Below are 12,474 nucleotides of genomic sequence, written 5' to 3'. Positions count from 1 at the left end.
CCCTCTAGCCGGGCCCTGTTCGCTGGCCGGGAGTCCCGAACCGCATGAGGACCTGAAACGGCATCGAGACAAGGGAGCACATCCGGTGGCGGAGCAAACCGACGTACTGATCGTGGGCGGCAGCATGGTGGGCCTCGCCCAGGCCCTGTTCCTCGCCCAGCAGGGCATCCGGCCGGTGCTCGTCGAGCGGCACACGCACATCTCGGCGCACCCGCGGGCGCAGGCGGCCAGTCCCCGCACGATGGAGCTGATGCGCGCGCTGGGCCTGGAGCAGAAGGTGCGCAGGCAGGAGAACCCGCACGCGCAGTACGGCGACATCCTGCAGGTGGAGTCGCTCACGGGCGCCGAGCTGGGCCGCTTCGACGGGCCCTTCCGGCACGACCCGAACGAGGTCAGCACCACCGGGTGGACTCTGATCGGCCAGGACCGGTTCGAGCCGGTCCTGCGCGCGAAGGCCGAGGAGCTGGGCGCGGACATCCGGTTCGCCACCGAGCTGGTGAGCTACGAGCAGGACGCCGACGGGGTCACCGCGGTGCTGCGGGACCTGCGGCACGACACCGAGACCACGGTCCGCGCGAAGTACCTCGTCGCCGCGGACGGGTTCCGCAGCCCGATCCGTGAAGAGCTGGGCATCGGCACGCACGGCCAGGGCGTCTTCGGTCGCCAGATGAACATCATCTTCCATGCCGCGCTCGACGAGTACGTCGCCGGCCGCGAGTTCTTCCTGTGCTTCGTCAGCAACGACAAGGTCAAGGGCGTGCTGGGCCGGCTCGACGACGCGGACCGCTGGGTGCTGGCGCCGAGCCTGCCGCCTCAGGAGACCCACGCCGAGTACTCCGACGAGGACTGCGTCGCGATGGTGCGGGCCGCGGTCGGTGTGCCGGACCTGGACGTGGCGGTGGAGTCGAGCAGCAGTTGGGAGATCGCGGCACGGATCGCCGACCGCTTTCGCTCCGGCCGGGTGCTGCTCACCGGTGACGCCGCCCATGTCATGCCGCCCACCGGCGGGTTCGGCGGCAACATGGGGCTGCAGGACGCGCACAACCTGGCATGGAAGCTGGCGCTGGTGCTGCGCGGGCAGGCCGGTGTGGAACTCCTGGACTCGTACGAGGAGGAGCGGCTCCCGGTCGCCGAGTTCACGGTCGAACAGGGGGTGATCCGCTACCTGCAGCGCAGTGGCCTGGACGAGGAGGTGGCAGCCCGGCATCGGCCGGAGACCACCGTGCTGTTCGGCCATGTCTACCGTTCGGGCGCGGTGCTGGCCGAGCCCGGCGGGGACGACGGCGCCCCGGTGGAGGACCCCACCCAGCCCTCGGGCCGGCCGGGCACCCGGGCCCCGCACGTCGTACTGCGCACGGCCGGTGCGGACACGGCCCTGCACGACACGCTGACGGGCGGCTGGCTCCTGCTGGCCGGGCCGGACGACGGGCTGTGGGAGCGGGCGGCGTCCGGTGTGTCCCGGCTGACCGGTGTCGACATCGCCTTCCACCGGCTGGGCGGTGAGGAACCGGCGCCGGTGGTCGAGGACTTCCTCAAGAAGTACGGCATCACGGCCTCCGGTGCGGTGCTGGTCCGCCCCGACGGGTTCCTGGCCTGGCGCTCGGCCGAGCAGCCCTCGGACCCGGCGGTCGAATTGTCGGCGGTCGTCCACCGGTTGCTGTCACGCACGCTCTGAGCGACCGGCGGTCCCGCATACGACTGGGCGCGTCTCCCCGTTCGGGAGGCGCGCCCAGTCATGTGGGGGGCCGGTCAGTCCAGGCAGAGGACGCGGCGCAGCACCGTGGTCAGGATGTGGGCGACGTCCCCTTCGGGGCTGCCGGACGAGCGCCAGGCGACGAAGCCGTCGGGGCGGACCAGTACCGCGCCGCCCGGGGCGATGCCGTAGCGCTCGGTGAAGGTGTCCTCGGTGTCGGTGTAGTCGCCGCCCTCGCCGATGCCGCGCACGGTCATCACCAGGCCGAGGTCCCGGCCGGCCTGTGCGGCGGCGGCCCACGGGCCGACGGCCCCGGCGGTCAGCAGGGTGAAACCGACCGGGAAGAGGTCCACCGTGGAGAACGGCCCGTGCGCGCCCTCGACGGTGACATGCGGGGCGCGGGTACCGGGCCGGCCGCTGGGCTTGTCGGGGTTCTCGGTGACGGTCCACAGCTGGGGGTCCTCACCGACGAACGCGCCCGCCGGGTAGGCGAATCCGAAGGTCATCGTGGTCTCGTCGACCAGGTCCTCGGCGACGTCCTGGAATTGCTTGCCCTCGCGGACGGCGAAGCGCAGCATCGCCTGGCGCACCGTCTCCTCGGCGACCGGGCGGCGCTCGGAGTCGTACGTGGCCGGCAGGTCCCGTCCGGCCTTGCCGTCCAGCACGAGGGCCAGCTTCCAGGCCAGGTTGTAGGCGTCCTGGATACCGGTGCTGGCGCCGAAGGCACCGGTGGGCGGCATCACGTGGGCGGCATCGCCGGCGACGAGGAAGCGGCCGGTGGCGAAGGTGTCGGCGATCCGCGCGGAGATGTCCCAGGCCGGCATGTCGACCGACTCGATGGTCAGCGGCAGGTCGGGGACGCCGACGGCCGCCCGGACCAGTTCGACGCAGCGCTCCTCGGTGAAGTCCTCGGCGCTCTGTCCCTTCTCCGGGAAGAAGGAGACGTTGATGACCCACTTGCGGTCGTTGTCGATCGGGATGATCGTGCCGCGCACGGCGGGGTTGTTGACATAGGCAGCGATGATCTTGCGGCCGCGCAGGGCCTCGGTCAGGTCGGCGTCGAAGAAGAAGCTGACGAGGTTGGTGATGGTCCCGCGGCCGTGGGCGCCGATGCCCAGCAGCTCACGGAGCGGGCTGCGGCTGCCGTCGGCGGCGACGACGTACTCGGCGCGCAGCTGGGAGCTCTCGCCGGTGCCGACGTCGGTGAGGGTGGCGGTCACCCCGTCGGAGTCCTCGGCGACGGCGTCGAGGCGGGTGTGGAAGCGCAGGTCGACGCCGACTTCCTCGGCGCGCTTGCGCAGGATCGGCTCGAGCTGGTTCTGGTCGATCAGCGTCCACTGGGTGGGGCTGATCCGGCTGATGTCCTCGATGGAGGCGTTGGGCATGCGGACCCGCTCGTTGCCGGCGAGGGTCTCGACGTGCACCAGGTCGGTGTTGCCGGAGATCGGCGAACGGCCGGCCCTGACCCGCTCCTCCATGCCGACCGCGCGGTACAGCTCCATGGTGCGCGGGTTGATGGCACGGGCCTTGGGATGGACCGAGGTGCTCGGGTGGCGCTCGACCAGCGTGGCCCGCACACCGTGGTGGGCGAGGAAGACCGCGGCGGACAGTCCGGTGAGGCCACCGCCGACGATGAGAACGGGCACCTTCTCCTGGCTCATGTTGACTCCTTGGGTGGTCGGGGCGGCCGTGCCGTCCGAGTCGGTCATCGGGTCGCCGTCACCAGCGTGTGAGTGCCGAGCAGCGGCTCTGCGACGGCGTCGGTGAATCCGGCCTCGCGCAGCCAGGCGTACAGGTCCCCGACGCGGTACTCGGAGCCGTCGGGGCTGACCAGGCGCATGTGCAGGCTGGAGAGCAGGCGTTCGGCGTCGCGGCGTTCGTCGTCGATCATCCGGTCGTACACGAGGATCCGTCCGCCGGGGTTGACGGCCGCGTGGACCCTGCGCAGCAGTTCCCGGCGCCGGTCGGTGTCGAAGCCGTGCAGGATGTGGCCGAGCACGATGACGTCGGCCCGGGGGATGTCGTCGGTGAAGAAGTCGCCGCCGGTGAACTCGATGCGGTCGGCGTACCCGAGGCGGCCGACGTGCTCGGTGAACAGCGGCCGGGTGCGCTCCAGGTCGAACACGCCCGCCTTGAGGTGGGGGTGTTCCTTGACCAGAACGGAGGCGAGGTTGCCGCGTGCGCCGCCGAGGTCGACGAAGGAGGAGTGGCGGGACCAGTCGACGCGTCCGGCGATCTCGACGCCCATCCGGTCGCTGTAGGCGTCGAGACCGGCGAAGAAGCGCTTCATCTTCTCCGGGTCCTTGTGCTTGTCCCCGACGAACCCGCCCTTGTCGGGGTCGAGGTGCTGCGGGGTACCGGTGGTCAGGGCCTCGGTGAGCCGCCCCCAGGTGCCGTACAGCGTCTCGTTGGTGAGCTCCACGAAGCCGCCGAGATAGGTGGAGGTGCCCGGAACGAGGTAGGCCTTCGCCAGCGGCCCGTTGGTGTACCGATCATCGCCGGTACGCTCCAGCAGGCCGAGGCCCGCGAGTGCGTCGAGGAAGTCGCCGGCCATCCGCGGGTGCAGACCGGTGGCGGCGACGATCCGGTCGGCGTCGGCCGGCCCTTCGGCGAGCGCACCGAACACGCCGAGTGTCACGGCGCTGTGCAGCACCTTGGCCGCGCAGTCCGCGATGGTCAGCTTGATCAGCGGTCCGGGGTCGACCGCCGCGGCCTTCGTACGGTCATCGGTCGTTGTCACGCGAGCCTCCTAGCGAGCCATGGGGACCGCCACGGTCCCGTTCCCGACAATGGCCGGTGGGCATGGAGTCCCGCTCGAACCGGCCTGAAGCGGGTCCGACCACGCCCCGGGCACGGGAAAGGGCTGTCCCCTCACCGAGAAACACGGTGGGAGGACAGCCCTTCGGCCATGGATCACACGTGGGGGATTCGTGCGATCAGGCCGTTCCGGGGGACTTGCCGACCGTTGTGCGGTCATCGGCGGGACCGGTCCGCTCTCCGTCGTGGCCACCGTGGTGGCCGGAGCGGAGCTTGACGTTCTTGAGGGACAGGGCGAGGACGAGGCCGAGCACGAGGATGGGCACGGTGGTGAGGAACACCGGGCTGAGCGCGGCGGCGTAGGACTCCTCGACGGCGTGGCGCACCGGTGGGGCGAGCGAGTTCAGGACCTGCTGCGAGGACAGCGAGTCCTGGTCGATGCCCTTGAGCGCACCGGCCGGGACGCGCGCGGAGAGCTCGTCGGTGAGCCGGCTGTAGAAGATCGCGGCGAAGAGGGAGATGCCGATCGAGGTGCCGAAGGAGCGTCCGAAGGTCACGGTGCCGGAGACGGCGCCCATGTCCTGTCGGGGCGCGGTGTTCTGGGCGGCCTGGGTGAAGACCTGGGCGGACAGGCCCGAGGCGAGACCGAAGAGGGCCATGTAGAGGACGGCCACGGTGCGCGGGGTGCCGGCGTCCATGGTGGACAGCAGCAGGGCGCCGACGATGCCGAGGGCCATGCTCAGAACGGTGAAGATCTTGTACTTGCCGGTCCTGCCGATGATCTTGCCGGTGACGACGGAGGAGAGCACGAGGCCGAGCATCATCGGCAGCAGGGCGAACCCGGAGGTGGTGGGGCCGGCTCCGGTGACCACCTGGATGTACAGGGCGAGGAAGTTGACGGAGCCGACGAATGCGACGCCGCAGATCATGGTGGCGAGCACCGAGAGGGTCAGCGTGGAGTCCTTGAGCAGGCGCAGCGGCACGATCGGTTCGGCGGCGGTGGACTCGGCCTTGACGAACAGGCCCAGGCTCAGCAGCGCGCCAAGGCCGAGTCCCAGGATCTGCGGGGAGGTCCAGGAGTACTCGACGCCGCCCCACGAGGTGAGGAGCGTCAGCGCGACGATGCCGGCGGAGAGGGTGGCGATGCCTGCGTAGTCGAGCTTGGACTCGCGGACGGTGTGCGGCAGGTGCAGGTACCTGGCGAACAGGACGACGATGGCGCTGCCGAGGGACAGGTTGACGAGGAAGACCCAGTGCCAGCTGAGCACCTCGGTGAGGACGCCGCCGATGGCGGGGCCGAGCAGGGATGCACCGGCGAAGATCATGCTGAGCATGCCGTAGTACTTGGCGCCTTCGCGCGGGGTGTACAGCTCACCGATGACGGCGAGGACGGAGACGAAGATGCCTCCGGCGCCCACGCCCTGTACGGCGCGGAAGGCGATCAGCTGCTCCATCGAGCCGGCCATGCCCGAGAGGGCGGAGCCGGCCAGGAAGAGGGTCAGCGCGGACAGGAGGGTGGCCTTGCGGCCGAAGTGGTCGCCGAGCTTGCCGTAGATGGGCGTGGTCACGCTGCTGGCGATGACGTAGGCGATGGTCACCCAGGCGAAGAGCCCGATGCCGTGGAGGTCGCCCGCGATGCGGGGCAGGGCGGTGGTGACGATCTGCATGTCGAGCATGGCCAGGAACGCGGAGAGCATGCACGCGATCAGTACCGGGGTGGTCCTGAGGCCTGCGGAGGGGAATCCTCCGGCCTCCTGGGCGGTGGGAGCGGACACGGAGGGGCCGCCTTTCAGGGTCGGTGTGCGATCCCCCCTTGCACCGACCGCCGGTGGGCGGGCGATGTCACTTTTCTTCCGGGCCCGAGTGGGCTTAGGGGATGGTCACTTCTTGGGTGTGAAGAGGGCGGCGGGCCCGGCCGGGAGGGCCGGGCCGGCCGCCTGCTCAGCGGGCCGTCACGGAACGAGGACGACCTTGCCGAGCTGGGCTCGCGCTTCCATGAGCTCGTGGGCCTTGACGGCGTCCTCGAGCGCGAGGCGCTGGTGGACGACCGGCTTGACCTGGCCGGAGCCGACGAGCTCCAGCAGGTGGCGGAGGCCCTCGGCCACCGCGTCCGGCTTGTTGTAGAGCATCGCGTAGAGGCTGAAGCCCGCGACGTTCTTCATGCGCGCCAGGGCCAGCGTCGGGATCGGCGGGATGTCGCCCGAGGCCGAGCCGTAGAAGACGAGGGTGCCGAACGTGGCGGTGATGTCCAGGGACTTGAGCAGCACCTCGCCGCCGACGGTCTCCAGGACCACGTCGGCGCCGCGGCCGTCGGTGGCGGCGAGGACCCGGTCGGTCCAGTCGTCGTCGGTGTAGTTGATGGCGATGTCGGCACCGAGCTCGCGCACGAAGTCGAGCTTGGCCTGGCTGCCGGCGGTCGCGATGACCTTCCCCGCGCCGAGCGCCTTGGCGATCTGGACGGCGAGGTGTCCGACGCCACCGGAGGCGGCGTCGATCACGATCGTCTGGCCGGGCTGCAGGCGGCCGGCCTCCCTGATCGCGTGGTAGGCGGTCTGGGCCGGGCTGGGCAGGAGGGTCGCCTCGGCGGCGTCCAGGCCCTGCGGAAGCTTGATGAGCCAGTCGGTGCCGGTGACCACGTAGTCGGCGTAGGCGCTGTGGTCGAGGTCGCCGACGACACGGTCGCCGACGGCGAAGCCGGTGACCGCCTCGCCGACGGCCTCGATCGTGCCGGCGACGTCGCCGCCGGGAGCGCCGGGGAGACCGGCGTGGCCGCCGATCGGGATGCCCTGGCGGCGCTGCACCTCGGCGAAGGTGACGCCGATGGCCTCGGCGCGGATCAGAACCTGGTCCGGACCGGGTTGCGGCTTCTCCGCCTCTTCGAGGCGCAGTACCGAAGGATCGCCGTGCTCGTAGTGGCGGATGATTCGCATTGATGTCTCCAAACAGGGGGTTCCGTCGAGCCGCCGCGTCGCCGATGTGCCTTCACGAGCTTATGAGTATGCATGTTGTCATGTATTTGCATGTAAGTCCACATGAATATGAGCCCGTGGACTTCTTTGCCGATTACTTGAAGACCGGCCGGGCGGGGTCCCCGGTGCCGGCCCATGCGGCCAGGGCCGCGCGCAGGCCGTCGGCCACCTCGGCGGGCGAGGCGTCCTTGTCGGCGGCCCAGGCGACGTAGCCGTCGGGGCGGACCAGCACACCGGCGAGGTCCGGCTCCTGCGCACACCGGGCGACGACGTGCCGCACCCGTCCTGCCCAGCCCAGCTTCGCCCCCCACTCCTCGTACACCTCGGTGATCTCCGGGCGGCCGCCCAGGTCCAGCAGGGCGAAGGTGCCGCGGTGCAGGAGCTTCGGGAGGGTGACGGTGCCGTCCTCGGTCTCCAGCGTCAGGTCGCGGGCGAAGTCGCCGAGCAGCCGGTGCTCGGGGCCCTCCAGCTCGTAGCGGACCCCGACACCGCTGAGCATCTCCGCGACGTGACGGTTGACCTGCTCCTTGGTCATGAGCTCCTGGAAGAGCTCGCGCAGCTGGGTGACGTACGGGTCGGGGTTCATCAGCGCGATCTGCGCGCGGGTGTTGGCCAGCACGTTGCGAGCCGGCGCCTGGCGCTCCCTGTCGTACGTGTCGAGCAGACCCTCCGGGGCCCAGCCGTTGATCTCCGCGGCCAGCTTCCAGCCGAGGTTGAGGGCGTCCTGCAGGCCGAGGTTGACGCCCTGGCCGCCGACGGGGAAATGCGTGTGCGCGGCGTCACCGGCCAGGAAGATCCGGCCCTCGCGGTAGCGCTCGGCCTGGCAGGCGGAGTCGGTGAACCACGACAGCCAGCGCGGCTCGCTCGCGCCGAGGTCGTCGCCCCAGATCTCGCGCAGGCTCTCGGTGAACTCCTCCATCGTCAGCTCGGAGCCCGCCTCCTTGCCCTGCTGGAAGTCGAAGGTGGCGACGCGGTGGTACTTCTCGTCGAGCGGGACGCAGAAGAGCAGGCCGCGCTCGGTGCGCTCCATGCCCATCGGCGCCTTCTCGCCGTCGGCCAGGACGACGTCGGCCAGGCGCGCGGTGACGCGCCCGCCGGTGCCGGGGAAGCCGATGCCGGCGGATTTGCGGACCAGGCTGCGGCCGCCGTCGGTGCCGACGACGTAGCGGCCGCGCAGCGTGTAGGGGCCCTCGGGGCCGGTGACGTCGACCTCGGCGCCGTCCGCGTCCTGCCGGACGGCGGTCACCTCGTGGCCGCGGCGGACCGGGACACCGAGCTCCTCGGCCCGCTCCTCGAGCAGGCGCTCGGTGCGGGTCTGCTCGGAGAGCAACGCGTAGTTGTGGGTGCTGTCGAGGAGGGAGAAGTCGACCCAGACGTCGAGTCCGGCGAAGTGGCCGTTGCTCCACGAGCGGGCGCCGTCACGGAAGCGCTCGACCAGGCCGCGGCGGTCGAGCGACTCGAGCGAACGGGCGTGCAGGCCGAAGGCCTTGGAGTGGGGGGTCCGCTCGGCGAGGCGCTCCAGGACGACCGGCTTGGCGCGGGAGATGCGGAGTTCGGAGGCGAGCAGCATGCCCACCGGGCCTCCTCCGACGATGAGGACGTCGAAGTCGAAGTCCTTGGTGTTCGGCATTGCGGTCCTTCCAGGGGAATGGGGTCGTTGACGGGTGAGTGGCTTCATTGACTCGTCAGCATATGCATGTAATCATGCAACAAGTTGTAAGCATACACATGCCGCTTGTCGTTAATCGCGCGCCTAGGATGTTTGCCATGAAGACTTCGACCACCGGGCAGAAGAGCGAGCAGCCTCCGTCCGAGCGGGGCCCCCTCGACGCCGCGGACCCGCTGGACGCGGTGGGGCCGGCGTTCTCGCGGCTGCGCCGCGCCTCTGCGCTGAACGTGGGGAAACCGGTGTCCCGCAAGGACATGAGCCGGACCCTGGTGCTCAACATCGTGGAAGAGGGACCGGAGCACGACGGCCAGGAGATCACCGTCGGAGTCGTCGCGGAGCGGCTGGCCGTGGACCCTTCCGTGGCCAGCCGCATGGTCACCGACTGCATCTCCGCGGGCTACCTGATCCGCGCCGCGTCCCAGCAGGACGGGCGGCGCACCATCCTGCAGATGACCGACGAGGGCCTGGAGATGCTGGCGGCCTTCCGGCGCCACCAGCGGGCGGCCTTCGAGTTCATCACCCGGGAGTGGCCCGAGGACGATCGCCTGCAGTTCGCCCGGCTGTTGATCAAGTACGTCGACTCTGTGGCCGAGGCGCGCGAGTCGTCGGCCGACGGCTGACCGCCGGCCGCCGGTCCCTCAGCGCGCCAGGATCCGGCGCAGCGCCGCGACGAGCGCTGCGCGTCGGTCCCCGACCGGCCCACCGTCGGGACGGCGCCAGGCGACGATCCCGTCCGGGCGCACCAGGACCGCGCCGTCGGCGCGCACACCGTACGCGGCGGCCCAACGGTCCTCGGAATCGGCCGGTGCCCCGTCGGCCCGGGCGGTCGTGGTGACGCGGTGGAAGGCGAGGTCGACGCCGACCTCGGCGGCGGCCGCCTCGGCCGCCTCGGCCCAGGAACCGCCGTCCTGACCGGCCATCAGCACGAACCCGGAGCCGAACAGATCGAGGGTGGCCGGCGCGGCGCCTTCCGGCTCCAGCACCACGTAAGGAGCGCGGGTGCCGGGCTCGCCGCGCAACGTGCGCGGGTCGGAGGTCAGCGGCAGCTGCTCCGCCCCGGTCTCGGGAACGAACGCGCCGGAGCGGTAGGCCTGGCCCATCGTCACGGTCATCGCGTCGTCGGTGGCGGCCCGCTGCTCCTCGGTCGCGGTGCCCGAGCGCATGGCCAGTTGCAGTGAGCCCTGCCGCGCGGTGTACACGCCTACGGGCCGGCGCTCCTCCTCATAGGTCCTCAGCAGGCCGGAGCCCGCGGTCCCGTCGAGCACCAGGGCCAGCTTCCAGGCCAGGTTGAAGGCGTCCGCGATGCCGGTGTTGGCCCCGTACCCGCCGGTGGGCGGGATCTGGTGGGCGGCGTCGCCCGTGATCAGCACGCGCCCCTGGACGAAGGTCTCGGCCACCAGCTCGGCCATGTCCCAGGGGAAGCGGGAGCGGACGGTGACCTCGACCTCGTCCGAGCCGATCGCCGCGGAGACCAGTTCGGCGCAGCGCGCGTCGGTGAAGTCCTCCAGGCTCTCGCCCTTGTCGGGGTCGTAGCCGACGATCAGCGTGCCCTCGGTGAGGGTGTCGTCGTGCACCAGGATGCCGGTGACCACGTCGTTCTTGACGTGTACGACGCTGTAGCGGCGGTCGCCGAGAACCGCGCGGAAGTCGGCGCCGAAGGCGATGCTGACGTGCCGGGAGAGCACACCCCGGCCCTCGCGCGCGATGCCGAGGGACTCGCGCACCGTGCTGCGCGGCCCGTCGGCGGCCACCAGGTAGCCGGCCCGCAGGGTGCTCTCGGCGCCCTCGGCGTCCCTGAGGACGGCGGTGACTCCGTCGTCGTCCTGCTCGAAGGAGACAAGCTCGGTGCCGAACCGCAGGTCGGCGCCGAGCTTCTCGGCCCGGGCGCGCAGGATCGGCTCCAGCCGGTCCTGGGGCAGCAGCAGCAACGAGGAGGGGGTCAGATCGGAGAGTTCGTCCCCGCCCTCCAGCTCCTCCTTGCTGAAGAGGACCTCGCCGGCGAGCGAGACGACACCGGCGCGTGTCTTGTGCTTCTCGAATCCGGACGCGGCCTCCTTGGCGGCCTCCTCGACCCCGACGGTGCGCAGGAGTTCGGCGGTGCGCGGGTAGTAGCCGACCGCGCGGGGATGGACGGAGGTGCTCGGGTGCCGCTCGACGACGGTGCAGGGCACCTTGTGATGCGCGAGAAACACCGCGGTGGACAGGCCGACGAGGCTGCCGCCGACGATCAGTACAGGTGTGTCGCTGGTAGTCACAAAGAACCCCTCTCGCGGTTGCCATCTGCTGCGGATCGTGGCAGCGGCCGGTGGACCCGAACTCGAACGCGGCTGGTGTGATCAGACCTCGAGGGAGTACGTGGACCAGGAGCTGTCCGCCCTGAACCCGAGGCGACGGTTGAGGGCGATGACGGCGTCGTTGCGCACGTCGTTCCAGGCCTGCACCAGCGCCAGGTCACCGTTCTCGCGGGCGGCCCGGGCCAGCAGGCCCGCCTTGAGCCAGGTGCCCAGTCCCCGGCGGCGCCGGGAGGCGAGCACGAGAGTCTCGCCCGCATCCGCCATCGGGCTGTCGCGGACGAAGAGCGTGGCGTACCCGGCGACTTCGCCGGAGTCGTCGGCGACGGCGGCGGTCACGTACTGGCGGTGCCCGGCGCGGCCGGCCTCGGCCTCGCGCGCTCGTACGTCGTCGCCGGTGGGGGCGCGCACCTGTGCCTGGCCGTTGACCGGCGTGTCGAGGGTGCTCCAGGCGCGTGCATAGGAGTCGAGGAGTCCGTCCGGACAGCGGTCGGTCCACTGCACCAGATGGTGACCGGGCACCGCCCGGGCGGCGAGCTCGTCGAGTCCGGTGCGGGCAGGGCCCCGCAGGAAGAGGCGATTGCGCAGACCGGTACCGCGCAGCCGTGCGCCACAGGTGGCGGCGAACGCCTCGGCGGCAGGGCTGTGGGGGGCGTCGACCACGAGGTGACTGCGCCCCCGGCGGCGCAGTTCGGCGCGGGCGGCGTCGACCAGGGCGGTGCCGGCGCCGCGGCCGCGGAACGAGGGGAAGACCCACAGCGAGCCGTGTCCGGGGCCGTCCGGGTCGCCGAGGTCGAGGCCCAGCTTGGAACAGGCGACGGGCCGGTCGCCGTCGAAGACCACCAGGACGATCCGGTCGGCACCGTGCCGGCGCTGCATCAGCCGGGCCAGCAGACCCTCCGACACGGGCGGGTCACCGGGCAGTTCGAGGCTCATCGTCTCCTGAAAGCCGGGGAGGAGCAGGGCGATCGTCGCCGGGTCGTCGCCGTCGAGGCTGCGAATGTCCATGGCTTCCTTCTGTTGTACGCCGGTGGGATCCGTCGTGGCGGGTTCGGGCAGGGCGCCGCACCGCCGCTGCCCGAACCGCCGGGGGCC

At 71.2% G+C, this 12,474-nt stretch carries 9 protein-coding genes; 2 read left to right on the top strand and 7 right to left on the bottom strand.

Annotated features, from left to right (window positions below; all coding sequences use genetic code 11):
* Positions 1-85 precede the first annotated feature (85 nt).
* The gene (locus EFK10_RS31375) at positions 86-1,675 is read left to right on the top strand and encodes an FAD-dependent monooxygenase (RefSeq protein WP_127359034.1); all 1,590 of its coding nucleotides are present in this window, start codon (positions 86-88) and stop codon (positions 1,673-1,675) included.
* Between the two features lie 74 nt (positions 1,676-1,749).
* Here the strand turns inward: EFK10_RS31375 and EFK10_RS31370 are convergent, their stop codons facing one another.
* From EFK10_RS31370 to EFK10_RS31350, 5 genes are all read right to left on the bottom strand, one after another.
* On the bottom strand, positions 1,750-3,402 hold the full coding sequence (locus tag EFK10_RS31370; protein WP_127359033.1) for an FAD-dependent monooxygenase: 1,653 nt from the start codon (positions 3,400-3,402) through the stop codon (positions 1,750-1,752).
* A complete protein-coding gene (locus EFK10_RS31365) occupies positions 3,399-4,433 on the bottom strand; it encodes a methyltransferase (RefSeq protein ID WP_127359032.1) in 1,035 nt (344 codons plus the stop codon). The genes EFK10_RS31370 and EFK10_RS31365 overlap by 4 nt, the downstream gene beginning before the upstream one ends.
* A 196-nt stretch (positions 4,434-4,629) precedes the next feature.
* Positions 4,630-6,225 carry an MDR family MFS transporter gene (locus EFK10_RS31360; protein WP_240677588.1) on the bottom strand — a complete coding sequence of 532 codons (1,596 nt, stop codon included), beginning with the start codon at positions 6,223-6,225 and terminating at the stop codon, positions 4,630-4,632.
* Positions 6,226-6,402: 177 nt separating this feature from the next.
* On the bottom strand, positions 6,403-7,380 hold the full coding sequence (locus tag EFK10_RS31355; protein ID WP_127359031.1) for a quinone oxidoreductase family protein: 978 nt from the start codon (positions 7,378-7,380) through the stop codon (positions 6,403-6,405).
* 133 nt (positions 7,381-7,513) lie between these two features.
* Positions 7,514-9,049, bottom strand: a complete 1,536-nt coding sequence (locus EFK10_RS31350; protein WP_127359030.1) for an FAD-dependent monooxygenase — start codon at positions 9,047-9,049, stop codon at positions 7,514-7,516.
* 137 nt (positions 9,050-9,186) lie between these two features.
* On the opposite strand from EFK10_RS31350, the gene EFK10_RS31345 reads away from it, so the two are divergent.
* The gene (locus EFK10_RS31345) at positions 9,187-9,708 is read left to right on the top strand and encodes a MarR family winged helix-turn-helix transcriptional regulator (RefSeq protein ID WP_127359029.1); all 522 of its coding nucleotides are present in this window, start codon (positions 9,187-9,189) and stop codon (positions 9,706-9,708) included.
* A gap of 18 nt (positions 9,709-9,726) precedes the next feature.
* Here the strand turns inward: EFK10_RS31345 and EFK10_RS31340 are convergent, their stop codons facing one another.
* Positions 9,727-11,343, bottom strand: coding sequence for an FAD-dependent oxidoreductase (locus EFK10_RS31340; protein ID WP_127359028.1), 1,617 nt, complete (start codon positions 11,341-11,343; stop codon positions 9,727-9,729).
* A gap of 81 nt (positions 11,344-11,424) precedes the next feature.
* Complete coding sequence (locus EFK10_RS31335; protein WP_127359027.1) at positions 11,425-12,387, bottom strand: GNAT family N-acetyltransferase; 963 nt, start codon at positions 12,385-12,387, stop codon at positions 11,425-11,427.
* Positions 12,388-12,474: the final 87 nt, after the last annotated feature.

It is taken from the genome of Streptomyces soli (assembly GCF_003999195.1).
Taxonomy (GTDB): domain Bacteria; phylum Actinomycetota; class Actinomycetes; order Streptomycetales; family Streptomycetaceae; genus Actinacidiphila; species Actinacidiphila soli.
This window is presented reverse-complemented; position numbering and strand designations above follow the sequence as displayed.